The sequence below is a fragment of the Agromyces luteolus genome (assembly GCF_009729855.1).
Taxonomy (GTDB): Bacteria; Actinomycetota; Actinomycetes; order Actinomycetales; family Microbacteriaceae; genus Agromyces; species Agromyces luteolus.
Genome location: NZ_WODA01000006.1, coordinates 165,542 through 190,110, shown reverse-complemented (window position 1 = coordinate 190,110; position 24,569 = coordinate 165,542). Strand labels below are relative to the sequence as shown.

General features: G+C 72.0%; 21 protein-coding genes. 8 read left to right on the top strand and 13 right to left on the bottom strand.

Features of this window, described 5'->3' with window-relative positions; all coding sequences use genetic code 11:
* Positions 1-158 precede the first annotated feature (158 nt).
* Positions 159-3,332: an ExeM/NucH family extracellular endonuclease gene (locus GLX25_RS04490; protein ID WP_240898142.1), complete on the top strand. Its 3,174-nt coding sequence runs from the start codon at positions 159-161 to the stop codon at positions 3,330-3,332.
* A 69-nt stretch (positions 3,333-3,401) separates the two neighbouring features.
* Here GLX25_RS04490 and GLX25_RS04485 read toward each other — a convergent pair whose 3' ends face one another.
* From GLX25_RS04485 to GLX25_RS04445, 9 genes are all read right to left on the bottom strand, one after another.
* A complete protein-coding gene (locus GLX25_RS04485) occupies positions 3,402-4,859 on the bottom strand; it encodes an MFS transporter (protein ID WP_155841023.1) in 1,458 nt (485 codons plus the stop codon).
* 149 nt (positions 4,860-5,008) lie between these two features.
* On the bottom strand, positions 5,009-5,581 hold the full coding sequence (locus tag GLX25_RS04480; RefSeq protein ID WP_155841021.1) for a YceI family protein: 573 nt from the start codon (positions 5,579-5,581) through the stop codon (positions 5,009-5,011).
* A gap of 62 nt (positions 5,582-5,643) precedes the next feature.
* Complete coding sequence (locus GLX25_RS04475) at positions 5,644-6,534, bottom strand: serine protein kinase RIO (protein ID WP_155841020.1); 891 nt, start codon at positions 6,532-6,534, stop codon at positions 5,644-5,646.
* Positions 6,535-6,762: 228 nt separating this feature from the next.
* Positions 6,763-8,190: a hypothetical protein gene (locus tag GLX25_RS04470; RefSeq protein ID WP_155841018.1), complete on the bottom strand. Its 1,428-nt coding sequence runs from the start codon at positions 8,188-8,190 to the stop codon at positions 6,763-6,765.
* Positions 8,180-8,947 (bottom strand): TIGR03943 family putative permease subunit, encoded by a 768-nt coding sequence (locus tag GLX25_RS04465; protein WP_166548438.1) that lies wholly within the window; start codon positions 8,945-8,947, stop codon positions 8,180-8,182. The genes GLX25_RS04470 and GLX25_RS04465 overlap by 11 nt, the downstream gene beginning before the upstream one ends.
* Before the next feature lie 4 nt (positions 8,948-8,951).
* Entirely contained in the window at positions 8,952-9,992 is a 1,041-nt protein-coding gene (locus GLX25_RS04460) for a permease (RefSeq protein ID WP_155841014.1), read from the bottom strand.
* Positions 9,993-10,039: 47 nt separating this feature from the next.
* Positions 10,040-11,284, bottom strand: coding sequence for a dual-specificity RNA methyltransferase RlmN (gene rlmN / locus GLX25_RS04455; RefSeq protein ID WP_155841012.1), 1,245 nt, complete (start codon positions 11,282-11,284; stop codon positions 10,040-10,042).
* 67 nt (positions 11,285-11,351) lie between these two features.
* Positions 11,352-11,912 (bottom strand): hypothetical protein, encoded by a 561-nt coding sequence (locus GLX25_RS04450; RefSeq protein ID WP_155841010.1) that lies wholly within the window; start codon positions 11,910-11,912, stop codon positions 11,352-11,354.
* Between the two features lie 70 nt (positions 11,913-11,982).
* On the bottom strand, positions 11,983-13,506 hold the full coding sequence (locus GLX25_RS04445; protein WP_155841008.1) for a M1 family metallopeptidase: 1,524 nt from the start codon (positions 13,504-13,506) through the stop codon (positions 11,983-11,985).
* Positions 13,507-13,859: 353 nt separating this feature from the next.
* Between GLX25_RS04445 and dnaK the strand changes: the two genes are divergently transcribed.
* From dnaK to GLX25_RS04420, 5 genes are all read left to right on the top strand, one after another.
* Positions 13,860-15,743 (top strand): molecular chaperone DnaK, encoded by a 1,884-nt coding sequence (gene dnaK / locus GLX25_RS04440; protein WP_155841006.1) that lies wholly within the window; start codon positions 13,860-13,862, stop codon positions 15,741-15,743.
* Between the two features lie 2 nt (positions 15,744-15,745).
* Positions 15,746-16,414 (top strand): nucleotide exchange factor GrpE, encoded by a 669-nt coding sequence (locus GLX25_RS04435; RefSeq protein WP_155841004.1) that lies wholly within the window; start codon positions 15,746-15,748, stop codon positions 16,412-16,414.
* Between the two features lie 145 nt (positions 16,415-16,559).
* Positions 16,560-17,561: a DnaJ C-terminal domain-containing protein gene (locus tag GLX25_RS04430; protein ID WP_155841002.1), complete on the top strand. Its 1,002-nt coding sequence runs from the start codon at positions 16,560-16,562 to the stop codon at positions 17,559-17,561.
* Complete coding sequence (locus GLX25_RS04425; RefSeq protein WP_155841000.1) at positions 17,561-17,983, top strand: heat shock protein transcriptional repressor HspR; 423 nt, start codon at positions 17,561-17,563, stop codon at positions 17,981-17,983. The genes GLX25_RS04430 and GLX25_RS04425 overlap by 1 nt, the downstream gene beginning before the upstream one ends.
* A 107-nt stretch (positions 17,984-18,090) precedes the next feature.
* Positions 18,091-19,413 (top strand): ion channel protein, encoded by a 1,323-nt coding sequence (locus GLX25_RS04420; RefSeq protein ID WP_155840998.1) that lies wholly within the window; start codon positions 18,091-18,093, stop codon positions 19,411-19,413.
* A 3-nt stretch (positions 19,414-19,416) separates the two neighbouring features.
* On the opposite strand, the gene GLX25_RS04415 is transcribed toward GLX25_RS04420, so the two are convergent.
* The 3 genes from GLX25_RS04415 to GLX25_RS04405 form a co-directional block, all read right to left on the bottom strand.
* Positions 19,417-20,073, bottom strand: a complete 657-nt coding sequence (locus tag GLX25_RS04415) for an arsenate reductase ArsC (protein ID WP_155840996.1) — start codon at positions 20,071-20,073, stop codon at positions 19,417-19,419.
* Positions 20,070-20,486: an arsenate reductase ArsC gene (locus GLX25_RS04410; RefSeq protein WP_155840994.1), complete on the bottom strand. Its 417-nt coding sequence runs from the start codon at positions 20,484-20,486 to the stop codon at positions 20,070-20,072. The genes GLX25_RS04415 and GLX25_RS04410 overlap by 4 nt, the downstream gene beginning before the upstream one ends.
* A gap of 91 nt (positions 20,487-20,577) precedes the next feature.
* Positions 20,578-21,894, bottom strand: coding sequence for an FAD-dependent oxidoreductase (locus GLX25_RS04405; RefSeq protein WP_155840993.1), 1,317 nt, complete (start codon positions 21,892-21,894; stop codon positions 20,578-20,580).
* Positions 21,895-21,984: 90 nt separating this feature from the next.
* Here GLX25_RS04405 and GLX25_RS04400 point away from each other — a divergent pair, with 90 nt between their 5' ends.
* Positions 21,985-22,368 (top strand): ArsR/SmtB family transcription factor, encoded by a 384-nt coding sequence (locus GLX25_RS04400; RefSeq protein ID WP_155840991.1) that lies wholly within the window; start codon positions 21,985-21,987, stop codon positions 22,366-22,368.
* 128 nt (positions 22,369-22,496) lie between these two features.
* On the opposite strand, the gene GLX25_RS04395 is transcribed toward GLX25_RS04400, so the two are convergent.
* Positions 22,497-23,099, bottom strand: a complete 603-nt coding sequence (locus tag GLX25_RS04395; RefSeq protein WP_155840989.1) for a hypothetical protein — start codon at positions 23,097-23,099, stop codon at positions 22,497-22,499.
* Positions 23,100-23,379: 280 nt separating this feature from the next.
* Between GLX25_RS04395 and GLX25_RS04390 the strand changes: the two genes are divergently transcribed.
* The gene (locus GLX25_RS04390) at positions 23,380-24,558 is read left to right on the top strand and encodes a class I SAM-dependent methyltransferase (protein WP_271192347.1); all 1,179 of its coding nucleotides are present in this window, start codon (positions 23,380-23,382) and stop codon (positions 24,556-24,558) included.
* Positions 24,559-24,569 lie beyond the last annotated feature (11 nt).

Below are 24,569 nucleotides of genomic sequence, written 5' to 3'. Positions count from 1 at the left end.
GCCGTGCTCATCTGAGCAGCCGGGTGGCCGGAATCTGCACATTCGCGGGCGGCGCGTGAACGTCTCGTGACGGGGGTTCCGCGACCGTCGTCGACCTCCCTAGGCTGACGCCGTCCGGGGGTCAGGGTGGCCCCCTGTCGCGTGCCGGAGGTGCCGAGATGCAACGACCCGTCCAACGACTGACCGTGGGGCTGACCGCAGCAGCCCTCATGGGGGTGGGCCTCGCGGTACCCGCGACCGCCGTCGCCGCCGAGGTCGAGCCATCCGACTTCATCATCAGCGAGTACGTCGAGGGCTCGTCCTTCAACAAGGCGGTCGAGCTCCACAACCCGACCGACGCCGACATCCCGCTGGCCGGCTACTCCCTCGAGGTGTACTTCAACGGCAGCGCCACGGCGACGACCGCCGGCACGTTCGCCCTCTCGGGCACGGTCGCCGCCGGCGACGCGTTCGTGTTCGCCGACGAGGACCTCGCCGCGTACGCCGACCAGACCACGGCGAGCAACCTGTGGAACGGCGACGACGCGATCGTCCTGAAGCACGACGGCGCGCTCGTCGACTCGCTCGGCCAGGTCGGCTTCGACCCCGGCAGCGAGTGGGGCTCCGGCCTCACGTCGACCCAGGACAACACCCTCCGCCGGAACGCGGACGTCTGCGTCGGCGACACGGACCCGACCGACGTCTTCGACCCGGCCGTCGAGTGGACGGGCTACGCGCAGAACACGTTCGACGGCCTCGGCTCCCACACGTGCGGCGAGACCGGTCCGCAGGCGCCCGTCATCAACGAGTTCTCGGCCTCGACCGCGGGCACCGACACCGAGTACGTCGAGATCCTCGTCGAACCCGGCACCGACGTCAGCGGCTACCGCGTGCTCGAGATCGAAGGCGACTCCAACTCCGCCATGGGCGCGGTCGACGAGATCATCTCGTTCGGACCGGCCGACGACAGCGGTCGCTCGCTCGCCTGGCTCCCCGCGAACGCGCTCGAGAACGGCACCGTCTCGCTCCTGCTCGTGACCGGGTTCGGCGGTGCGCTCGGCGACGACCTCGATGCCGACAACGACGGCGTCATCGACGCCGCCGGATTCGAGATCCTCGACTCGGTCGCCGTGGAAGACGGCGGCCCCGGGGACCTGGCCTACGGCGACACGGTCCTCACCGAGCAGTACGACGGCCTCGACTTCCCGCCCGGTGGTGCCTCGCGCATCCCCGACGGCGCCGACACCGATTCGACCGCCGACTGGGTGCGCAACGACTTCGACCGCGCCGGCATCCCCGGCTTCGCGGGAACTCTCGCCACCGGTGAGGCGGCCAACACCCCGGGCGCGCCCAACTCGCTGACCGTCGTCGTCGTGCCGCTGCCCCCGGCGGACTGCAACGCCGCGACCGTGTCGATCGCCTCGGTCCAGGGCTCCGGCGACGCCTCGCCCGTGGTCGGATCCTCGGTCGAGATCGAGGGCGTGGTCGTCGGCGACTTCCAGGACGGCGGATTCGACGGCTACTACGTGCAGGACGCCGGCGACGGCGACCCCGCGACCTCCGACGGCATCTTCGTCTACGCGCCGAACGGCATGGCCGTCGCGGAGGGCGACGTCGTCCACATCGCCGGCGTCGTGAGCGAGTTCTTCGGCATGACCGAGATCACGGCCACGGCCAACTCGGTCTGCGAGTCCGGCGCCGCGCTCCCGCCCGCAGCGGAACTGACGCTGCCGGCGACGCCGGAGGCGAAGGAGGCACTGGAGGGCATGCGCGTGACGCTGCCGCAGGACCTCGCGATCCTCGAGTACTTCAACTTCGGGCGGTACAACGAGATCGCGCTCGGCACCGAGCGGCAGATGCAGCCCACGGCCGTCCACGAGCCGGGCTCGCCCGAGGCGATCGCGCTCGACGAGGCGAATGAGGCGAACCGCATCACGCTCGACGACGGCCGGAGCATCGAGAACCCCGACCCGGCGATCCACCCGAACGGGGAGGTGTTCGGCCTCGACAACACGTTCCGCGGCGGCGACCTCGTCACCGACGCCACCGGCGTGCTCGACTACCGGTTCGACCTCTGGCGCGTCCAGCCCACGCAGGGTGCCGGGTACGAGGCCGTGAACCTGCGGCCCGAGGTGCCCGAGGTCGGTGGGAACTTCTCCGTCTCGAGCTTCAACGTGCTGAACTACTTCACGTCGATCGGCTCGGGCGGCGACTTCCGCGGCGCGAACACGCAGGAGGAGTTCGACCGGCAGGAGGCCAAGATCGTGGCCGCGCTGGCCGAGATCGACGCCGACGTGTTCGGGCTCATCGAGATCGAGAACAACGACGAGGCCGTGTTCACGCTCGTCGATGCGCTCAACGACGAGCTCGGCGGTGACGTCTACGCGGCGCTCGACACGGGCGTCATCGGGACCGACGTGATCACGACGGCGTTCATCTACAAGCCGTCCGAGGTCGAGCTCGCGGGCGACTTCGCGATCCTCGACGAGAGCGTCGACCCGCGCTTCGACACCGACCTCAACCGCCCGGCGCTCGCGCAGACGTTCGCGGATGTCGAGACCGGCGAGGAGGTCACGGTCGTCGTGAACCACCTCAAGTCGAAGGGCTCCGCCTGCGCGGGCGACCCGGACACGGAAGACGGCCAGGGCAACTGCAACCTGACCCGCGAGGCGGCCGCCGAGGCGATGGTCGACTGGCTCGCGACCGGCCCGACGGGTGCCGAGCCGGGACGCGACCTGATCATCGGCGACCTGAACTCGTACGACAAGGAGGACCCGATCGACGTCCTCACGGAGGCCGGCTACACCGACCTGCTCCTCGCCGAGCAGGGCGAGAACGCCTACTCGTACGTGTTCGACGGCCAGCTCGGCTACCTCGACTACGCGCTCGCCGGACCGGGGCTGCTCCCGAAGGTCACGGGCGCGGCGGCGTGGGCCATCAACGCCGACGAGCCGAGCCTGCTCGACTACGACATGACGTTCAAGAAGGACGCCCAGGACGCGATCTTCGCGCCCGACCCGTTCCGCTCGAGCGACCACGACCCCGTCCTGGTCGGCTTCGACTTCATTCCGCCGGAGCTCTCGGTGACGGTCGACCCCGAGGTCGTCTTCCCGCCGAACGCCAAGTGGCGCACCGTCACGTTCGACATCGATGCGACGGATGACTCGGGCGAGGTCTCGGTCGAGCTGGTCGAGGCGACGGCCGAGGGCCACAAGGCCCAGGTCGAGGTGATCTCCGACACCGAGGCGCGCGTGCTCGCCCGCCTCGGCGCCGTGTACACGTTCGTCTTCGAGGCGACCGACCCGAGCGGCAACACCACCACGCAGGAGGTGACGGTCACGGTCGGACCGTAGTCCGGCCCCCCAAGCCCGACGGCGCGTCGCTCCCCTCCCCGGGGCGGCGCGCCGTCGTCGTGTTCGCGTCTATCGCGCGGTCGGCCCGGCCGCGGCATCCGTCGCCCGCTGCGGCACACGGACGAACAGCATGAGCACGAGCCCGGCGGCGAGCACGAGCACGATGCCGAGCACGCCCCAGTAGGTCGCACCGAAGATCGCGATGAACGTCGACCAGAGCAGCGGCGACAGGAAGCTCGCCGCCCGGCCCGTGGTCGCGTAGAGGCCGAAGATCTCGCTCTCGCGACCGGCCGGGGTCACGCGCGCGAGGAACGAGCGGGACGCCGCCTGCGCGGGCCCCACGAAGAGCGTGAGGATGAGGCCGAAGATCCAGAACGGCAGCTTCCCGGCGTCATGCAGGAAGAAGACGATGAGCCCGGCGCCGACGAGCCCGCCGAGCGCCGTCAGGATGACCGCGCGCGGGCCGAACCGGTCGTCGAAGCGGCCCGCGACGATCGTCGAGACTCCGGCCAGCAGGTTCGCCGCGATGCCGAAGATCAGGACCTCGTCCGAGGTGAAGTGGAAGGCGACCGCGGCGATCACGGCGCCGAACGCGAAGACGCCCGCCAGCCCGTCGCGGAACACCGCGCTCGCGAGCAGGAACCAGAAGGTCGGGCGCGACTCGCGCCAGAGCCGCACGATGTCCTGCACGAGCACCGCGTAGCTCCGAAGGAACCCGACCCGCTCGCGCCCCGGCGCGGGCGGCGCCTCAGGAACGTAGACGAGCACGGGCCAGGCGAACACGAGCGTCCACACCGCGCATCCGACCGCGATGACGCGGAAGACGAGCCCGTCGTCGGTCGGCATGCCCCACCAGTCGAACGTCGTGGCGACGACGACGAGCACGAGCGCGACGATGCCGCCGAGGTAGCCGAGGCCCCAACCCAGTCCGGAGACCTTGCCGACCGTCTTCGGCGTCGAGACCTGCACGAGCATCGCGTTGTAGTTCACTCCCGCGATCTCGCTGAAGACCGTGCCCGCGGCGATCAGCGAGACGCCGAGCAGGAAGAACGACGGCGTCCCCTGCACGAAGAAGAGGCCGAGCATGCAGGCCACGAGCGCCGCGGTCGCGCCGCCCAGCCAGAGCTTGCGCCGGCCGGCGACATCCGCTCGTTGACCCAGCACGGGGGCCAGCACGGCGATCAGGACGCCGGCGATCGTGATGGCCCAGCCGAGGCCGCTCGCGAGTTCGGCGAGCCCGCGCTCGTACGCCGGGTCGCCCTCGCCGAGCTCCGCGACCGCCGGGTCGAGGAACCAGTCGCTCGTGAGGTAGAGCGCCGTGAAGACGAACGTGAGGATGACCGAGTTGAACGGCTGCGTCGCCCAGTCCCAGAGCGCCCACGACCAGACCTGTCGCTTCGGGATCGTCCGCTCGCCCTGCAGCTCGAGCCCGGTGACGGCGCGCAGTTCGGCGGTCGAGAGCGGGGGCGTGACGCCCCCGGGACGGGTGGGGCGCGGCGGCTCGGGCGACTGGGGCTGGTCGGTCATGGGGGGAGTCTTCCGACGTGGGGTGAACGGGCGGTGACGGCGCGCCCGGTCGGTGCCCGATCCGCGTCGATCCCGTGCAGGCTAGCGCCTCCGGCGCAGCGCGCAATAGCCGGCAGCGGTCACGCCGCCGGCTCCCCCAAACCCCCGCGTCAGGCGGCCGACGCCGCCGCGCTCTCGCGCTTGATCGCCGAGAGCTCGAACTCGAGCGTGATCTTCTCGGAGACGAGCCATCCGCCCGAATCGAGCGCCATGTTCCACTCGAGGCCGAACTCGCGGCGGTCGATGCGGCGGGTGCCCTCGAAGCCGGCGCGCAGCGCGCCGAACGCATCGGTCTCGACGCCGGTGAACTCGATCGGGATGGTGATCGGCTTCGTCACGTCGCGGATCGTGAGGTCGCCCGACACCACGAGCGCGTTGTCGCCGACCTCCTCGATCCGCGTGCTGCGGAACGTGATGTCGGGGAACGTCTCGGCGTCGAAGAAGTCCGCGCTGCGCAGGTGCTCGTCGCGCTGCGCGTTGCGCGTGTCGATGCTCGCCACCTTCAGCACGATCTCGGCCGTCGACGCGTCAGGGTCGTCGAAGTCGACGTGCAGGGCGCCGGTCAGCTCGTTGAAGGCGCCGCGGACGTTGGCCACCATCGCGTGCTTGGCCGAGAAGCCGATGCGCGTGTGAGCCGGGTCGAGGTCCCAGTCGCCGCTCAGGTCGGGTCCGGTGTCGGTCATGATCTCCCCAGGGTCGTTCGCTGAAACTCCCACAGTCTCTCATCCCGTGGCTGGTGGTTCGATCACCGCGTCACGTCGCCGACGAGCTCGGCGAAGAGCTCCTCGGCGTCGCACTCGAGCCGCTGCCTCGTGAACCACTCGCACACGTTCACGCAGTCGCGGTGCAGGAGGTCGAACCCGTTCGGGTTCGCGACGACGTCGACGACCTGCGGCAGGTCGATCGCGACGACGCGTCCGCGGTCGACGAGCAGGTTGTACGGCGAGAGGTCGCCGTGCGCGAGACCCGCGTGCGCGAGCGTCCGCATGAACGCGGCGACCTGCTGGAAGAGCTCGCGCAGCTCGTCGGGCGCGGCTCGCACCTGGGCGAGCCGAGGTGCAGCGACCCGGCCCTCGCCGATGAACTCCATGAGCACCTCGGTCTCGCCGACCTGCACCGGGTACGGCACGGCCGCACCGAGCTCGGTCAGGCGCGACAGCGCGGCGAACTCGGCGTACGCCCACTCGACGCGTGCGACCTCGCGGCCGTACGACGACGAGCGCTGCACGGCGCGCACGTCGCGCGAGCGACGCGTGCCGCGCCCCTCGGTGTAGATCGCCGACCGGTGGAAGAGCCGGTTCTCGGCGCCGCGGTACCGCTTCGCGGCGAGCAGCGTCGCGTTCCCGGGCACGTCGGCGGGCGCGCCGGGCACGGCGCGCTCGATGAGCCAGAGGTCGGCCTCCTTGCCGGTCTTCACGATGCCGAGCTCGGTGTCGATCGCCGCGGCGGAGGTGACGAGCCAGTCGGGCCGCGGCTGCGGCCCGCGCTCGCTGGGCTGGGTCGCCGGCCAGGTCGACCAGCGCTGGTCCTCGCCGGGCTCGACGTCCGAGAAGGCGAGTGAGGCGGATGCCGCGCCGAACGGCGCAGCGGTGGCCGCGCGCGATCGCGCGGCGGAATCGTCCAGTGACGACAGCATGTTCACGGTGGTGTCTCCGAGATCGTGGAGGCCACCGGTCGCTGATGCTAGCGGGCGGCCTCGCAGGGAAGGGTGTCTGCGATACGCGCGACAAGGACGGTGTTCATCGCTTCACTCCTTCCGGTCTCGGCCCGCTGCGGGCGTGGTGGTCGCCCCGATCGGGCGACGGATGCCGCGTGGCGCGGCCCGCATGAGCATACGCCGGACCGCGGCATCCGTAAAGGGCGCTCAGTGGCACCAGTCCGAGGAGCCGCCGTTCTGGGTCAGGACCACCTCGCCGGTCTCGACGTCGACGACCGTCGTGAGCCGGCCGAGGAGCGAGGGTGCGCCGGGGTAGCCGTCCGATTCCGCCCCGATCGGCGCCGTCTCGACGGCGACCAGTCGACCGTTCGGCGAGAGGCAGGTCGCGAGTCGCCGGCTGTCGCCGCCGGTGGCGTGGAGCACGACCGTCTCGGCCTCGCCGACCCTGGCCAGGAGCGCCTCGGTGGCGACGGACCCCGCGCCGTCGCCGGACACGATGAGGACCTCGAGCAGGTGGGTCCCATCGTCGTCGAGCTGGACGACGCGTCCCGGGTAGGCCTCGTCGGGGAGTTCGGCGGACGGGAGGAGGTTCTCGCGGGTCTCGCCGGTCGCGAGGTCGAGGATCGTTCCCCGATCCGGATCCGCCAGGACCAGGTCGGTCGTCCCCGGCAGGATGCCGCGGAGCTCGGCGTGGGTCCCGAGCGGCTGCGCGGGCGAGAGTCCGAGGGCGTCGGCGAGGAACACCGCTCCGTCCACGTCCTGCACCACGACCGACGTCGTGCCCGGGACGAACACCCAGTCGTTCACCGACACCGGCGTGCCGTCGGGACCGAGGACCGGCACGGGCTCCGCCGTCGCCCCCGAGACGTCGAGCGTGTACAGGACGCTCTGCGGGGCCTGCTCAGCCCCCGCGGCGGTCGCGTTGAACGTGAACCCGACGAGCGGCTGGGTCGTCGAGCCGGCGATCGAGTTCACGGTCCCCGGCTCGGGGAGCGCGACCGTCTGCGTGGCGTCGCCGATCCCGGCGACGCGCAGCGTGTTCGAGTCGTCGTCCTCGATCGCCACGCCGACGACGGCGTCGCCGGCGTGGGCGAACGATCGGAGCCGGGGTGCCTCCAGGACGTCCTCGGGCGTCGGGTCGCCCACGTGCGCACGCCGGACGACATCGGGTCGTCCGTCGGGACTGCGACGGACGAGGGTGTGCACGGGTTCGTCCGCAGTGGTGAACCGGTACTCGATCGTCGCCGCCGCCGGCTGCGCCGTGCCGACCACGCCGTCGATCGTCACCGTCACCGTCTCGTGGTACGGCAGCGGTTCGTCGAACGACACGATCAGCCGGTTGCCGTCGATCTCGAGTTCCGAGGATGCGCCCGGCGTCACCTCGACGTCGCCGTCGACCCGGTCGACGGGCTGGTTGAGGTCGAGCACGAGTCGCGAGCCGGCGAGCCTCGTGGCACGTTCGACGTCGATGGCCGCGTCGGTCACCTTCGGGCCCTGGGTCAGCGAGGCGGCGCCGAGGATGACCGACGCCCCGGCGAGCACGCCGATCGTCGCCGCCAGTCCGCGCCGGAACCGGCGACCGTCGGCTCGCCGCGCCCGATCCGCGTCGCGCGGGCTCCGGAGGTCAGTAGACATACGGCTGCTCCGGCTCCTCCGTCGCCGCCACCGTGCCCGGCAGGAGCGCCAGGCCGTCCTGGTCGGCGGGGTCGGCGACGAGTCCGCCCGTGCCGACCACCCAGTCGTCGACCGCGAACCGGTCCCTCCAGCCCGGCAGGTGGACCGGGACCCCGACCGGCTGGGCGTCGATCGCGCAGTGCGTGATCTTGAACCGCGTGATGTAGAAGCTGTCGTCGGGGTCGCCGGGCACGGGCGAGACGAAACCGGCGAGCTCGAGCTCGATCCCGGCGAACTCGGCCGGGTCGTCGAACTGGTTCGCGATCAGCGCCCAGTCGGAGAGGTCGAACGTCGACGGATCCGCGCCGGCGAGGCTCCGTGCGTCGACCGCGAGCTCGGCGGCCGTGACCTCGACGTCGCGGTCGATCGCGGTGCGCGCGGTGAGCGTCGCCGGTGGGAGCACCAGCAGCGCGACGGTGGCTCCGGCCACGACGACGATCGCCGACGCGGTGGCGGCGACGCGGCGTCGCGGGGTGGCCGCGCCCGTGGCATCCGCCCCACCGTGGTCGTGGTCGTGGTCGTGGTCGTGGTCGTGGTCGTCCCGCACGGGTGCGAGGGCGAGCGAGGCGAGCGCGAGGATGCCGCCGACGACGGTCATGGTCACCGCGAAGCCGGCGTGGTCGGGGTTGATGTACAGGCCGAGCTGTCCGGTGGCCGCGAGCCACAGGACGGCGACGACGGAGACCAGGGTGAGCGCGACGCCCTTCCAACGGGACACGAGGCTATGCAGCAAGGTTCACCGCCAGCCCGAGCGCGGCGCTCGCGAGCGCGACGATCGCGGTCAACTGCACGAGCGTCCGGGTCGTGAACGTCGTGCGCATGAGCGCGAGCATCTTCACGTCGACCATCGGCCCGAAGACGAGGAACGCGACGATCGCGCCGGGCATGAAGGTCGAGCCGAACGCCAGGACGAAGAACGCGTCGACGTTCGAGCACAGGGCGACGACGAAGGCGAGGAGCATGAGCGCGAACACGCTCAGCACGGGGTTCTGGCCGAGGGTGATCAGGATGTCGCGGGAGACCGCGACCTGGATGAATCCGGCGATCGCCGACCCGACGAAGAGCGCGGGCAGCATCGCCGAGGTCTCCTCGACGAACATGCGCGCGCCGCGCCGCGGCGTCGCCGAGGCATCCGCATGCTCGCGGGCGCACGCCGCCTGGAACGCCGGTGTGAGGAGGGACGTCGGGTCGGGATGCCGGCTGAACACCCAGCCGACGAGGTTCGCGATGACGAACCCGCCGACGATGCGCCAGACGAGGATGCCGTCCTGCCACCCGAACGCCTGGTAGGTCGTGATGATCGTGACCGGGTTCAGGATCGGCGCCGCCAGGAGGAAGGTCATCGACTCGCCGACCGTCAGCCCGCGCTGGAGGAGCCCGCGCGCGAGCGGCACGTTCCCGCACTCGCAGACGGGAAGCAGGATGCCGAGGAGCGAGATGACCGCGCGCCGCAGGAACCCGTTCGCCGGGAGCCGTCGCATGAGGAAGTCCGGCGGCAGCCAGAGCTGCACGGCGATGGAGAGCACGATGCCGAGGAAGACGAACGGGAGGCTCTCGATCACGACGCTCGCCGAGAGCGTGACGAAGTCCTGGACCGCGTCCGAGAGGGCGTCGCCGCGGTCCTCCGGCGTCAGGATGCGGATCCCCGCGAACAGCGCGACGGCGGCGAGGCCGATCGCGAGGCCGATCGTCCCGAGCGGCCGCCGGGGCGGTCGGGCACCTGTTCGGGCGCGGCGGCGCGTGGTCGTCGTCGGGGAGGTCATCGTTCCTGCACGGCGGGGTCGGGGCGGGATCGCGGCGGTCGGAGCGCTCAGGCGCGCGCCGCGGCCGCCTCGTCGTCCTCGGTCGCGACCAGCTGCCCGCAGGCGCCGTCGATCTCCTTGCCGCGGGTGTCGCGGATGGTCGTCGGGATCCCCGCGTCGGAGAGGCGTCGGACGAACTCGCGCTGGACCTCGACCTCGGAGGCGGTCCAGATCGAGCCGGGCGTCGGGTTCAGCGGGATCGGGTTGACGTGCACCCACCCCTTGCCGCGCTGGTTGAGCTTCTCGGCGAGCAGGTCGGCGCGCCATCCGTGGTCGTTCATGTCCTTGATGAGCGCGTACTCGATCGAGACGCGACGGCCGGTCTTCTCGAAGTACTCGCGGGCGGCGTCGAGGGCCTCGTCGACCTTCCAGCGGGAGTTCACGGGGATCAGCTCGTCGCGCAGCCCGTCGTCGGGCGCGTGCAGGCTGAGCGCGAAGGTCACGGGCACGTGCTCGTCGGCGAGCTTGCGGATGGCGGGGACCAGCCCGACGGTCGAGACCGTGATGTTGCGCGCCGACATGCCGAGCCCGTTCGGCGCGGGCGCCGCCATGGCGCGGACCGCGCGCATGAGCCGGGCGTAGTTCGCGAGCGGCTCGCCCATGCCCATGAAGACGATGTTCGAGACGCGCTCGGGCGTGCCGTCGTCGGCGCGCTTGCCGTGCAGGGCGCCCGACGCGATCACGCGGTTCGCCTCGACGACCTGCGCCAGGATCTCGGCCGCCGACATGTTGCGGGTGAGTCCCGCCTGCCCGGTCGCGCAGAACGGGCAGTTCATGCCGCAGCCGGCCTGGCTCGACACGCAGAGCGTGATGCGACCCGGATAGCGCATGAGCACCGACTCGACGAGGGCGCCGTCGTGCAGCTTCCACAGGAACTTGATCGTGTCGCCGCGGTCGGTCTCGAGGCGCCGGACCTCGGTGAGGAGCGGCGGGAGCAGGCCCGCGACGAGCTCCTCGCGGCCGTCGGCGGGCAGGTCGGTCATCTCGGCGGGGTCGCTCGTCCACCGGGTGAACCAGTGGCGCGCGACCTGCTTCAGGCGGAACGCGGGCACGCCGAGCTCGTCGGCCCTCGCCGTCCACTCCTCCGGGGCGAGGTCGGCGAGGTGGGCGGGCGGCTTGCCGCGCTTCGGCGACGCGAACTGCAGCAGCGGGCGGCCGTCGGGGCCCTTGGCCTGCTTCCAGCCCTCGGTCTTCGGGCGGACCTGGCGGATGCCCGCGGAGCCGGCGGGGGTCTCGGGGGCGTCGGTCGGCATGGTCCAAGGGTACGCGCCGACGCCCGTGCACGCGCTGGATGCGCGGTGCCGTGGCCGTTCGCGCGCGTCAGCTCGCGGGGAGGAGGAACGCCGCGTAGACCGGCGAGCTCACGTAGGTCAGCGTGCCGGCCTCGATGACGACCACGGGGCTGATGCCGTTCGCCGCGTCGGGCTGCCCGCGGTAGCCGCCGGGCACGGGGTCGTCGTTCGGCTCGTAGCCGGCGTCGCCGAGCGCGGCGATCCACTCGGACTCGTCGTCGCCGATCGCGAGCTGCGCGACGTCGACCACGTTGTCGGTGTTCGCCTTGCCCCACGAGCAGACGAGCCCGCCCTCGTCGGCGATGTCTGTCGCGATCGGATCGAAGAGCGTCGCGGCGCGGGCCTCGAGGCCGTCGGCGGCGAGCTTCTGGTAGGCGTCGGGCGTGAGCACGGTCTCGCAGGTCGCGGGGATGACCGACGGGTCGGGCGTCGGCTCCGCGCTCGCGGAGTCGGCCGGCGCGTCGGTGGACGCGGTCGGTTCGGGCGAGGTCGACGGTGCGGGGTCGGCGCCGGTGCATCCGGCGAGACCGAGGGCCAGGAAGGCGGCGACGACCGGCGCGACGATGCGCGGGTGGGTGAGTCGGGTCATCCGCTCAGCGTAGGGCGGGCGGGATGCCCGGGCGGGTCGTTCTGCACAACGACCCGCCCAGGACCCGTCGCTACGGCGTCGTCCAGGTGGCCGGCGGCTTCTGCTGGTCGTACAGCCAGACCTGGAAGAAGTCGTCGAGGTCCTCGCCCGAGACCTCCTCGTAGATCGCCTGGAAGTCCTCCGAGGTGCCCGCCGAATCGTCGTAGCGCTCGACCCAGAGCTGGGCGGCCTCGAAGAACGCGTCGTCGCCGACATCGAGCCGCAACGCGTGCAGCGTCGCGGCGCCTCGGTTGTACACCTGCGTCAGGAAGAGCCCGAGCTCGCCCGGGTCGCCGATCTGCAGGTCCCAGTACGCCTGGGTTCGTGCGGGTGCGTACCAGTTGTCATAGGTGGTCTGCGCCGTGTTCCTGCCCTGCTCCTCGTTCCACATCCAGGTCGCGTAGGTCGCCCAGCCCTCGTTGAGCCAGATGTCCTGCCACCGCTCGGGGCTCACCGCGTTGCCGAACCACTGGTGCGCGGCCTCGTGCGCGACGGTGCCCTCGCTCGCCTGCGTGGAGTACACGGGCCGGGTCTGCGTCTCGAGGGCGTAGCCGACACTGTCGTTGTCGACGATCGACCCGTAGGCGACGAACGGGTAGGGCCCGAACTTCGACTCGAAGAAGTCGATCATGTCGACCTGCCAGCCGAGGCTCGCGTTCGTGGTCGCGAGGCGGGTGGCCGTGAGCTTCGTGTCGACGGCGTCGATGATCGGCACGCCGCTGCCGGACGTGTACGCGTCGCGAAGGTCGAAGTCGCCGACCGAGGCGGTGGTCAGGTAGCTGGCCTGCTGGTCCGGGGCATCCCAGTACCAGGTGGTCCACCCGTCGGCGGTCTCCTCGGGCTTCGGCTGGATGCCGTTCGCGACCGCGACCTTGCCCTCGGGCACCGTGATCTCGAACGAGTACGTGGCCTTGTCGGTCTGGTGGTCGCTCACCGGGTACCAGGTCATCGAACCCTCGGGCTCGCTCACGACCATCGCGCCGTCGCGCTGGGTCACCCAGCCGTAGAGCGCGCCCTCGATGTCGCGGGGCCGGGTCGTCGTGCCGCCGTACTCGACGACGACCTGCACCTGCTGGCCGGCCTTGAGCTTCGGCCGCGGCTGCACGGTGAGCTCCCAGACACGTGCCGCGTCGTCCTGCACATGCCAGTATGCGGCGCCGTCGACCTCTGCGCCGGCGAGCGGCGGGGCGACGGATGCCGCGGGCTTGCCGTTCACGCTGAGGGCGTGCACGTCCATCCCGCGGAGGTCGAGGTTGAACCGGTCGAGGTCCTGGGTGGCGACGAGGTCGATCGTGGCGACACCCTCGAACTCGCCCACGAGCGGTGCCGGGTCCGGCCCCGGCGGCGTGTAGGTGAGGTCGAGGTCGTAGTGCTGCACGTCGTAGCCGCCGTTGCCCGCGTAGGGGAAGTAGGCGTCGCCGACGCCGGACGAACCCGACGTGTATCGCGACTCACCGGGCTTGCCCGGCGCCGCGACGGCGCCCGCCGCGCCCAGTGCCCCCAGGGCCAGCGTCGCCACCGCGATGCCGCCGACCAGTCTCGTCCTCGATCCCATGCTGTCTCCCTCTCCCGTGCGTCGCTCGTGCCTGAACTCTAGGTTCGGGCAACCTCTGGCGGTAGCCCTCGCGCACGGGTTCGCCCGTCGGCCCCGCCACGACGCACGGAACGCGCTGCGCGGGAGCGCCGGCGCGGCAGCGCGGCGCGCAGCGGAATACTGTGATCTCGCCGAGAGTTGAGTCAAGTACGCTCAAGTTCTGCGGTCCCGACTTGACATCGATTCGGGCGCGCTCGACACTTGAGTCGGCGAGGCTCAAGTCTCGCCGATCACTGACTTCGGCCGCGGGCGGGGAACGCCGGGCCGATCGCCGAGGGCACCACGCGAGACCCCCGGCAGAAGGAGATACACACATGTCACGTGCAGTCGGAATCGACCTCGGCACCACGAACTCGGTCGTCAGCGTCCTGGAGGGCGGCGAGCCCGTCGTCATCGCGAACGCCGAGGGCTTCCGCACCACCCCCTCGGTGGTCGCATTCACCAAGGACGGCGAGGTGCTCGTCGGCGAGACCGCCAAGCGCCAGGCCGTGACCAACGTCGACCGCACAATCTCGTCGGTCAAGCGCCACATGGGCACCGACTGGAAGTCGGCCGCGATCGACGGCAAGGAGTACACGCCGCAGGAGATCTCGGCGCGCATCCTCCAGAAGCTCAAGCGCGACGCCGAGCAGTACCTCGGCGACACCGTCACCGACGCGGTCATCACCGTGCCGGCGTACTTCAACGACGCCGAGCGCCAGGCGACCAAGGAGGCCGGCGAGATCGCGGGCCTCAACGTGCTGCGCATCATCAACGAGCCCACCGCGGCGGCGCTCGCGTACGGCCTCGACAAGGGCAAGGAGGACGAGCTCATCCTCGTCTTCGACCTCGGCGGCGGCACGTTCGACGTCTCGCTCCTCGAGGTGGGCAAGGACGACGACTTCTCGACCATCCAGGTCCGCGCGACCGCCGGCGACAACCGCCTCGGCGGCGACGACTGGGACCAGCGCATCGTCGAGCACCTGATCAAGCGCTTCAAGGACACGACGGGCGTCGACGTCTCGAAGGACAAGATCGCCCTGCAGCGCCTGAAGGAGGCTGCGGAGCAGGCCAAGAAGGAGCTGAGCTCCTCCATGAGCACCAGCATCCAGCTGCCCTACCTCTCGCTCACCGAGTCCGGCCCGGCCAACCTCGACGAGACGCTCACGCGAGCGCAGTTCGAGAACATGACCTCCGACCTCCTCGACCGCACCAAGAAGCCCTTCGAGGATGTCATCCGCGAGGCCGGCATCAAGCTCTCCGACATCGCCCACGTGGTGCTCGTCGGCGGCTCGACCCGCATGCCCGCCGTCTCCGAGCTCGTCAAGAAGGAGACCGGCGGCAAGGAGCCCAACAAGGGCGTGAACCCCGACGAGGTCGTCGCCGTCGGCGCCGCCCTGCAGGCGGGCGTCCTCAAGGGCGAGCGCAAGGACGTGCTGCTCATCGACGTCACCCCCCTGAGCCTCGGCATCGAGACCAAGGGCGGCATCATGACGAAGCTCATCGAGCGCAACACGGCCATCCCGACCAAGCGCAGCGAGACCTTCACGACGGCCGACGACAACCAGCCGTCGGTCGCGATCCAGGTCTTCCAGGGAGAGCGCGAGTTCACGCGCGACAACAAGCCGCTCGGCACGTTCGAGCTGACCGGCATCGCGCCGGCCCCCCGCGGCATCCCGCAGATCGAGGTCACCTTCGACATCGACGCCAACGGCATCGTGCACGTGTCCGCGAAGGACAAGGGCACCGGCAAGGAGCAGTCGATGACGATCTCGGGCGGCTCGGCGCTGCCCAAGGAGGACGTCGAGCGCATGGTCCGCGATGCCGAGGAGCACGCGGCCGAGGACAAGAAGCGCCGCGAGTCCGCCGAGACGCGCAACCAGGCCGAGCAGCTCGCCTACTCGGTCGAGAAGCTCATCAAGGAGAACGACGACAAGCTCCCCGCCGACGTCAAGTCGGAGGTCCAGGGCGACGTCGACGCGCTGAAGTCGGCCCTCGCGGCGGACGACGACGACGCGGTGAAGTCGGCGTTCGAGAAGCTCTCGCAGTCGCAGGGCAAGCTCGGCGAGGCGATCTACGCGCAGGGCCAGCAGGCGGATGCCACGGCGGGCGCGAACCCCGGCGAGGACGCGACCGCGTCGGGCGCCGAGGGCGCCGAGTCCTCCGACGAGGACGTCGTCGACGCCGAGGTCATCGACGACGAGGACGAGAAGAAGTAACCATGACGGACGAGAACCAGAACCAGGACGAGCCGATCATCCGCCCTGAGCCTTCCAAGGGCAGCGCGCGGCGGATCGACCCGGAGACGGGTGAGGTTCGCAAGGCGCCCGAGGCGGGGGCGGATGCCGCGGCATCCGCCTCGCCGGAGGCCGTCGACGCCGATACGGCTGCCGACTCCGACACGGCCGCCGACGGCGACGAGGAGACCCTCACCGTCGACGACATCCTCAACGCGGCGCAGGCCGAGGTCGAGGACCCGTCGGCCGAGCACCTCGCCGACCTCAAGCGCGTCACCGCGGAGTACGCCAACTACCGCAAGCGCACCGAGGCGAACCGCGAGGTCGAGCGCGAGCGCGCGATCGGCGCCACGGTCGCGGTGCTGCTGCCCGTGCTCGACGACCTCGACCGGGCCGAGAAGCACGGCGACCTCGAGGGCGACACCCCGTTCGCGACGATCGCGGCCAAGCTGCGCGCGTCGGTCGAGAAGCTGGGCCTCGCGAAGTTCGGCGAGGCCGGCGAGCCGTTCGACCCGCAGCGGCACGAGGCGATCTTCCAGCAGCACTCCGACGAGGTCGAGGTCGATACGGTCGCCGACGTCGTCGAGACCGGGTACCTGCTCGGCGGCACGCTGCTCCGTGCGGCGAAGGTCGTCGTCAAGACGCCCGCGTAGCGGCATCCCACCGGTGGTCGGGTAGCGCGGGTCTCGATACGGGCCTCCGGTCCTACTCGACCACCGGGCCCGGTCTCGATACGGGCCTCCGGTCCTACTCGACCACCGGGCGGACCCCACTAGATTCAGCAGGAAGGAGGCGCCGATGGCCAGCCAGGATTGGTTCGACAAGGACTTCTACGCCACCCTCGGCGTCTCGAAGGACGCGAGCGACGCCGACATCAAGAAGGCGTACCGCAAGCTCGCGCGCAAGTACCACCCCGACCAGAACCCGGGGGATGCCGCGGCCGAGGCGAAGTTCAAGGAGATCAGCGAGGCGAACTCGGTGCTCTCCGATCCCGAGGAGCGCAAGGAGTACGACGCGGTCCGCGCCATGGGCGGCGGCGCCCGCTTCACGGCGCCCGGCGGGGCGGGCGCGGGCGGCTTCGAGGACGTCTTCGGCGGCATGTTCGGCCAGCAGGGCGCCGGCGGCACCCGCTACACCTTCCGCCAGGGCGGTGCCGGCGGCGACTACGACGACCTGCTCGGCGGGCTCTTCGGCGGCGGCCGGTTCGGCCAGCCGACCGGCGGCTACCGCGGCTACGGCGGCCCGACGAAGGGCCGCGACGTGACCGCGTCGACCACGCTCGACTTCATCACGGCGACCAAGGGCGACCGCATCACGCTGCAGACCGCCGAGGGGCGTGAGATCAGCGTCAACGTGCCGGCGGGCGTCGCCGACGGCCAGAAGATCCGGCTCCGCGGCAAGGGCCATCCGTCGCCCGACGGCGGCGAGCCCGGCGACATCGTGCTCACGGTGAAGGTGCGCAAGCACCCGGTGTTCGAGCGCGACGGGCTGAACCTCCGGGTGACGGTGCCGGTGACCTTCGCCGAGGCGGCGCTCGGCGCCACCATCCAGGTCCCGACCCTCGGCGGCGACCCGGTCAAGCTGCGGGTCGCGCCCGGCACGCCGAGCGGGCGCGTGCTGCGCGTCAAGGGCCGCGGCGTCGAGACGAAGAAGGGCACGGGCGACCTGCTCGCGGTCGTCCAGGTCGCGGTGCCGGCGCACCTGTCGAAGGACGCCGAGGAGAAGCTGCGCGACTTCGCGGCGCAGCTGCCCGACGAGGACCCCCGCGAGGACCTCCTGGGGAAGGCCCGGAGCGCCTGATGCAGGTCGACGGCGAGAGCCCGCTGTTCGTCATCTCGGTCGCGGCCGAGCTGGCGGGCATGCACCCCCAGACGCTCCGCCAGTACGACCGCATGGGCCTCGTCTCCCCGAAGCGCACCGCGGGCAAGTCGCGTCGCTACTCGATGCGGGATGTCGCGCAGCTCCGCGAGATCCAGCAGCTCTCGAGCGAGGGCGTGAGCCTCGAGGGCATCCGCCGCGTGCTCGGCCTCGAGAACGAGGTGAACGAGCTGCGACAGCGCGTGCGCGAGCTCGAGCGCGCGCTCGCCGACGAGATGCTGAACCGTCCCGGGCGCCGCGTGTTCGCGGCCGGATCGGAGGGCGAGGTCGTCACGCTCCGATCGGGCACCCGCGTGCGTCGCGAGAACGCGGTCGTCGTCTGGCGCCCGCTCGAGCGCGGCTGAGCCGCCGAGGCATCCGCCTCCCGGCCCTCGCCGCGCCGCGCACCGGTGTGGGAGGCTGTGCCTAGCGTGCCGGCGGGGCGGCGCGCCGGGGCGATCGGGGGGCGACGATGGCGGATGACACGGACGAGGTGCCGATGCCGGCACCCACCCCGGCCCAGCTCCTCCTGCTCCTCGTGCCCGCGATCGTCATCGGCGCACTCTGCGCGCTGGTCCTCCGCGCGCTCGACATCGCGGCGGGCGGGTTGCAGCAGGTGCTGTGGACGGCGCTGCCGGACGCGCTGGGCGTCGACCCCGACGGCTGGTGGATCGTCGTCGTGCTCACGGCGACGGGATTCGCGGTCGGCCTCGGGCTCCAGTTCCTGCCCGGGCACGGCGGGCCCGACTCGGCCACGACCGAGCTCGTCGCGGAGCCGCTGAAGCTCCGCACCCTGCCGGGGCTCATCATCGTGACCGCGCTCGCGCTCGCGGGCGGCGTGAGCCTCGGCCCGGAGAACCCGATCATCGCGGTGAACGTCGCGCTCACGGTCGCGCTGCTCGGCCGCATGATGCCGCGCGTCGGCGCGAAGCTCGGCATGCTCATGGCGGCCGCCGGCACGATCGGCGCCCTGTTCGGCTCGCCGGTCGCCGCCGCCCTCCTCTTCACGGGCACGCTGGCCGCCGTCCGCGGCGGCGGGGCGCTGTGGGACAAGCTGTTCCTGCCGCTCGCGTCGGCGGCGGCCGCCGCCGGCACCATGCACGTGCTCGGCGCGCCGCCGCTCCAGTTCACGCTGCCCACGGCGCCGACCACGCCGATCCTCCTCCTCGCGGGCGTCGTCATCGCCATCGCGGGCGTCGCGATCGGCCTCGTCGGGGCGTTCCTCTTCCCGTTCGCGCACCGCGCGTTCCATTCGCTCCGGCAGCCGATCCTCATCGCGACCGCGGGCGGCCTGGTGCTCGGGCTCCTCGGGCTCATCGGCGGCCCGATCACGCTGTTCAAGGGGCTCGACCAGATGGGGGAGCTCTTCGAGGACCCCGATGCCTACGACGCCGGGCAGCTCGTCGTGATCGTGCTCGTCAAGCTCGTCGCGCTGGTCGTGGCGGCGAGCGCCGCCTTCCGCGGCGGTCGCATCTTCCCCGCCGCGTTCACGGGTGCGGCGCTCGGCATGCTCGCGCACGCGCTCATCCCGTCGCTGCCGATCGCGCTCTGCGTCGCGAGCGCGCTCATCGGCATCCTGCTCGTGATGGCGAAGGACGGATGGCTCGCGCTCTTCGTCGCCGCCGCGGTCGCCGGCGACCTCGCGCTCCTCCCGTGGCTCTGCGTGATCATCCTGCCGGCGTGGCTGCTGGTGTCGAAGGCGCCGGAGTTCCGGATCATCCCGAAGCCGGTCCCGTCCGCCGCGGGCGCAGCGACCGGGGCGGATTCCGACTCGGAGCGACCGCCGACGGCGTAGGGCTCAGTCGCGCGAGGGCGACGGCGCGATCTCGCCGAGGAGTCGTTCCACCCGGGAGCGGATCTCGTCGCGCACGCGGCGGACGCCGTCGAGGTCGAGCTCGGCGGGGTCGTCGAGGCGCCAGTCCAGGTAGCGCTTGCCGGGGTAGACGGGGCAGGCGTCGCCGCACCCCATCGTGATCACGGCGTCGGCGGCACGGACGACGTCGTCGGTGAGCGGCTTCGGGAACTCCTCGCCGAGGTCGATGCCCTGCTCGGCCATGACCTCGACGACCGAGGGCAGGATGCCGCTGCCCGGCTCGGACCCGGCCGAGCGCACGTGCACGCGGCCCGCGCCGAGCTCGCGCGTGAGCGCGGCCGCCATCTGCGAGCGCCCGGAGTTCTGCACGCAGACGTAGAGCACCTCGGGCACGGTCTTGGGGATGGCCCCCTTCGCCTGCGCGAGCGCGGTCAGGCGCTCGTTGGCGAACCGCTGGGCCAGGCTCGGCAGGTGCACCGAGATCTTCGCGGTGCGCGCGAGCGCCGTGTACGACTCGAACACCATCCGCTCGACGGTCTCGGCGTTGACGATGCCGTCGTAGCGGGCGGCGAGGCGCTCGGCGCCGCGGTGCAGGACCGACTGCGGGTCGTCGAGGGCGAGCTGCCCGTCGCGGGTGCTCATGCGCGGGCCGCTTCCGGGAGGAGTTCGCCGAGCAGCACCTCGATGCGGCGGCGGATCTCGTCGCGGATGGGCCGGACGGCGTCGATGCCCTGGCCGGCGGGGTCGTCGAGCTCCCAGTCCTCGTATCGCTTGCCCGGGAAGATCGGGCAGGCGTCGCCGCAGCCCATCGTGATCACGACGTCGGATTCGCGGACGGCCTCGGTGGTGAGCACCTTCGGCGCGTTGCCGGCGATGTCGATGCCCTCCTCGGCCATGGCCTGCACGGCGACCGGGTTGATCTCGTCCTTCGGCGCAGAGCCGGCCGAGAGCACCTCGACGCGACCGCCGCCGAGCTCGCGCAGGTAGCCGGCGGCCATCTGCGAGCGGCCGGCGTTGTGCACGCAGACGAACAGGACGGTGGGCGTGTCGGACATCGGGACCTCGCTTCGATCGGATTCGATCAAAGCATAGACTGTGGTCTATTCAATGTCGAAGTCAGATGCCGCGGCCGAACCTCGGCGGCGGTCAGCAGCAGCCGCTCGTCCCGTCGAGGCTCGTCGAGCACACCCCCGTCGCGGGGAGCTCGAGCTGCACGTTCGCGGCGCCCGCGGCGTCGCCGGCGAGCCAGGCCGCGATCGAGCGGACCTGCTCGTAGCCGGTCGCGAGGAGGAACGTCGGCGCGCGGCCGTAGCTCTTCATGCCGGCGAGGAAGAAGCCGTCCTCCGGCTGGCGGAGCTCGGCGAAGCCGTGCGGTCCGACCGTGCCGCACGTGTGCACGTTCGGGTCGATGAGCGGCGCCAGGCGCCTCGGCGCCTCGACCACGTCGTCGAGCTCGAGCCGGATCTCGCGGAGCATGTCGAGGTCGGGCTTGAACCCGGTCGCATTCACGATGAGGTCGGCCTCGTGCTCGACGAGTTCGCCGCCGCGCGAGCCGACGATGCGCACGCCGCCGTCGGCGGCGCGGCCGAGCCGGACGATCTCGAACCGATCGAGCACCTCGATCCGCCCGGCCGCGACGAGGTCGTCGACGCGCCGCCCGATCGAGGCCCGCGCGGCGAGCCCGTCGTCCTCCGAGGTCGTGACGCGCACGGCCGAGGCGTTGCGGATCGCCCACGTGATGCGGGTCTCCGGGACCTCGCGCGCCAGCGCGGCGAGGGCGAGCAGGGTGTTCGCGGCGGAGTGCCCGGCGCCCACGACGGTCACGCGGCGGCCCGCGAAGCGGGCGCGGTCGGCGCCGAGCACGTCGGGGAGGGCGTGCGTCACGGAGTCCGCGACCTCGTCGAGCCCGAGCGGGTCGAGGCCGCTCGAGCCGAGTCGGTTCGGCGTGCGCCAGGTGCCCGAGGCGTCGATGACGGCGCGCGCCGCGACATCCTGCACCGCACCGGATGCCTCGCGCGCGCGCAGCACGAACGGCGTCGCCGCACGCCCCGCCGTGCGGGTGCGGTCCATGCCCTCGCGCGCGACGGCGGTCACGTCGACGCCGAAGCGGATGCGCGACGCGATCGGCTCGAGCCCGGCGAGCGGCTCGAGGTACTGCTCGACGAGCTCGGCGCCCGTGGGCAGGCGGTCCTCTGCGGGGTGCTCCCAGCCGGATGCCTCGAGCAGTCGCCGGGAGGCGGAGTCGACGAGCAGGCGCCACGGCGAGAAGAGCCGGATGTGGCCCCACTCGCGGATGCTCGCCCCGACGCGTTCGCCGGCCTCGTAGACCACGACCTCGATGCCGCGCTCGAGCAGGTTGGCCGCGGCCGCGAGGCCGATCGGGCCGGCGCCGATGATCGCGACGGGCAGGGTGTCGAGGCGCTCTGAGCGCGTCGCCGGGCGGGTGAGGTCGAGCAGGGTCATGGCGGGCCTTTCCGACATATCGAAGTTCGTCGATGTCCAGTGTGCGCTCATTCATCGAAGTTTGTCAATATTCGAGGTAGGATCGGTCGCATGACGACCTTCGAACTCACGCCCGTCGGCGTCGGCCTCGGTGTCGACGGAGGCCCGGTCGGGAGCACGGGCGCGTGCTGCAGCCCGCTCGTGACCGAGCCGATGGACGCCGCTCGCGCCGAGCGGCTCGCGGCGTCGTTCAAGGCGCTCGCCGACCCCACGCGGCTGCGACTCCTCTCGATCGTCGCGAAGTCCGAGGGCGAGGAGGCGTGCGTCTGCGACCTCATCGAACCCGTCGGCCTCAGCCAGCCGACCGTCTCGCACCACCTGAAGATCCTCACGACCGCCGGGTTCCTCGAGCGCAGCAAGCGCGGCACCTGGGCGTACTACCGGCTCGTGCCCGGCGCCCTCGACCGGATGTCACAGCTCCTCGCCGACGCCTGACGCGCGCCGCGCGCGCCGCCCGGGCCCGTGCATGAGATTCCGCCCGATGGGCGCGCTGGGCGCGCCATCCGCCGGATTCTCATGCGCAAGAGGGGGAGGCGCGCTCAGCGACCCCGACCGACCCACGCTCAGCGCCCCCAGGCGGAGGCGGGCGCCGCGACCACCGGGACGGGCGCGGTCGACCACCACGCGCCGTTGCCGTAGTGGCTCGATGCCCACGGCGAGGCCCAGATCGCCCGGGCCGTGGCATGCGCCGACGTGCCGGCCTCGAGCCCCGCGACGATGCCGGCGTAGAACGAGCGCTTCTTCAGGTTGGAGGCCGCGTACTCGGCCGCCGTCACGAGCGTGTCGTAGCTGCCGAGCCCGCTGCCGCCGCCCGAGCCGTAGCCGTTGTTCAACGGGTTGTTGCGGTTCCACCAGTTGTCGGGACCGTTCTCCTCGCGCATCCACTCGACCATGAGCCGCACGTTCTCGTCGGTGAGCGGCCAGTCGCCGAACACGAGCACGAGCTTCGCCCAGTCGTAGTTGGTGCCGGAGTCGACGAGCGTCTCGGGCCCGGTCGTGGTCGAGTAGCCCTCGCGGGACACGCTCGCGGGCGCGACGTCGCCGTCGACCTCGACCTCCTGCGTCGCCCCGGTGAACGGCGAGACGGTCGTCGTGGAGGCCTCGGCGACCGGAACGCCGGCGCGGGGGAGCGGTGCGAGCGCGAGCGTGGCGAGCAATCCGGCCACGGCGACGGTGGCCGCGAGCGCCGTGCCGAGACGACGGCCCGGCGACCGCACGGAGGTCGCGGCCGGACGCGACGGGCCGGCGCGCCGGCGCCCGGACGGCGCAGACGACGGACGCCGCGTGGACGATCCCCTCGCCGCGCGGCGCTCCCCCGGTGGCCCCGCCATGTCTCGCATTCGGGGGCCGAGGCTAGCAAACCGCCCTGATCGCCGCCATCGGCTTGACGTCCGACGTCGCCCGTGCAGCGCGTCTCCCGACGGTCGCCGCGGGTATGGTGCCGGGGTGGACTTCGATGCGCTGCGCCGCCACCCCGACCTCGAGGCGCCCGGGCTGACGGCAGCGGATGCCGCGGACCGCCTGATCCTCGACGAGTCGGCGTCCGCGCTCGCCGAGGTCGCCTCCCGGCCCGGCTCGGTCGTCGTGATCGACGACGCGTACGGGGCGCTCGCGCTCGGCGCGATCGAGGCCGGCGCGTCCGGCGTCCGCGTGCACCAGGACCCCGTCACGGGCGAACGCGCACTCGCCGGGAACGCCGGGCGACTGGGGATCGCGGCCGACGAGCGTCCGACGAGCCTGCCCCTCGACCCGGGACTCGTCGCCGATGCGCGCGTCGTGCTCATGCGGCTCCCGCGTGCCCTCGACCGCCTCGACGAGGTCGCCGAGCTCGTCGCGCGCCACGCAGGCCCGGGCGTGCGGGTGTTCGCCGGCGGTCGCGTCAAGCACATGTCGCTCGCCATGAACGACGTGCTCGCCCGGTGGTTCGCGCGCGTCGACGTGACGCACGCCCGGCAGAAGTCCCGCGTCCTGGTCGCGACCGGACCGCGCCCCGATGCGATCGCCTCGGCGACGCACTGGCCGCGCGCCGCGCGCGACGAGGAACTCGGGCTCGCGGTCGTGGCGCACGGCGGCGTGTTCGCGGGCACGACCGTCGACATCGGCACCCGCTTCCTGCTCGGCGTGCTCGGCGACGCGGTGACGGATGCCGCGACCGCCGTGGACCTCGCGTGCGGCTCGGGCGTCGTCGCGGCGTGGCTCGCGCGCGAGCGCCCGGGGCTCGTGGTGCGCGCCTCCGACCGGAGCGCCGCGGCCGCGGCATCCGCCCCGCTCACGGCGGCCGCCAACGGCGTCGCCGATCGCGTCGAGGTCGCACGTGCCGACGGCCTCGAGCACCTGCCCGACGCAAGCGAGCGGCTCGTCGTGCTGAACCCGCCGTTCCACTCGGATGCCGCGGTGCACACGGGCATCGCGACGCACCTGTTCGCCGAGGCCGCCCGCGTGCTCGCGCCCGGCGGCGAGCTCTGGTGCGTGTGGAACTCGCACCTGCGGTACCGGCCCCTGCTCGAGCGGCTCGTCGGGCCGACGCGACAGGTCGCCCGCAACCCGAAGTTCACGGTCACGGCATCGGTCCGCCGCGCGCCGACCCGCCCATCGTGGACCCGCGACTCCGGGGACATGCCGTGAACTGGGGCATG

What these genes read in the sequence shown, in the direction of transcription:
- GLX25_RS04490 (WP_240898142.1), top strand. Translation starts at nt 159, where the DNA reads ATGCAACGACCCGTCCAACGACTGACCGTGGGGCTGACCGCAGCAGCC.
- GLX25_RS04485 (WP_155841023.1), bottom strand. Translation starts at nt 4,859, where the DNA reads ATGACCGACCAGCCCCAGTCGCCCGAGCCGCCGCGCCCCACCCGTCCC.
- GLX25_RS04480 (WP_155841021.1), bottom strand. Translation starts at nt 5,581, where the DNA reads ATGACCGACACCGGACCCGACCTGAGCGGCGACTGGGACCTCGACCCG.
- GLX25_RS04475 (WP_155841020.1), bottom strand. Translation starts at nt 6,534, where the DNA reads ATGCTGTCGTCACTGGACGATTCCGCCGCGCGATCGCGCGCGGCCACC.
- GLX25_RS04470 (WP_155841018.1), bottom strand. Translation starts at nt 8,190, where the DNA reads ATGTCTACTGACCTCCGGAGCCCGCGCGACGCGGATCGGGCGCGGCGA.
- GLX25_RS04460 (WP_155841014.1), bottom strand. Translation starts at nt 9,992, where the DNA reads ATGACCTCCCCGACGACGACCACGCGCCGCCGCGCCCGAACAGGTGCC.
- rlmN (WP_155841012.1), bottom strand. Translation starts at nt 11,284, where the DNA reads ATGCCGACCGACGCCCCCGAGACCCCCGCCGGCTCCGCGGGCATCCGC.
- GLX25_RS04450 (WP_155841010.1), bottom strand. Translation starts at nt 11,912, where the DNA reads ATGACCCGACTCACCCACCCGCGCATCGTCGCGCCGGTCGTCGCCGCC.
- GLX25_RS04445 (WP_155841008.1), bottom strand. Translation starts at nt 13,506, where the DNA reads ATGGGATCGAGGACGAGACTGGTCGGCGGCATCGCGGTGGCGACGCTG.
- dnaK (WP_155841006.1), top strand. Translation starts at nt 13,860, where the DNA reads ATGTCACGTGCAGTCGGAATCGACCTCGGCACCACGAACTCGGTCGTC.
- GLX25_RS04435 (WP_155841004.1), top strand. Translation starts at nt 15,746, where the DNA reads ATGACGGACGAGAACCAGAACCAGGACGAGCCGATCATCCGCCCTGAG.
- GLX25_RS04430 (WP_155841002.1), top strand. Translation starts at nt 16,560, where the DNA reads ATGGCCAGCCAGGATTGGTTCGACAAGGACTTCTACGCCACCCTCGGC.
- GLX25_RS04425 (WP_155841000.1), top strand. Translation starts at nt 17,561, where the DNA reads ATGCAGGTCGACGGCGAGAGCCCGCTGTTCGTCATCTCGGTCGCGGCC.
- GLX25_RS04420 (WP_155840998.1), top strand. Translation starts at nt 18,091, where the DNA reads ATGGCGGATGACACGGACGAGGTGCCGATGCCGGCACCCACCCCGGCC.
- GLX25_RS04415 (WP_155840996.1), bottom strand. Translation starts at nt 20,073, where the DNA reads ATGAGCACCCGCGACGGGCAGCTCGCCCTCGACGACCCGCAGTCGGTC.
- GLX25_RS04410 (WP_155840994.1), bottom strand. Translation starts at nt 20,486, where the DNA reads ATGTCCGACACGCCCACCGTCCTGTTCGTCTGCGTGCACAACGCCGGC.
- GLX25_RS04405 (WP_155840993.1), bottom strand. Translation starts at nt 21,894, where the DNA reads ATGACCCTGCTCGACCTCACCCGCCCGGCGACGCGCTCAGAGCGCCTC.
- GLX25_RS04400 (WP_155840991.1), top strand. Translation starts at nt 21,985, where the DNA reads ATGACGACCTTCGAACTCACGCCCGTCGGCGTCGGCCTCGGTGTCGAC.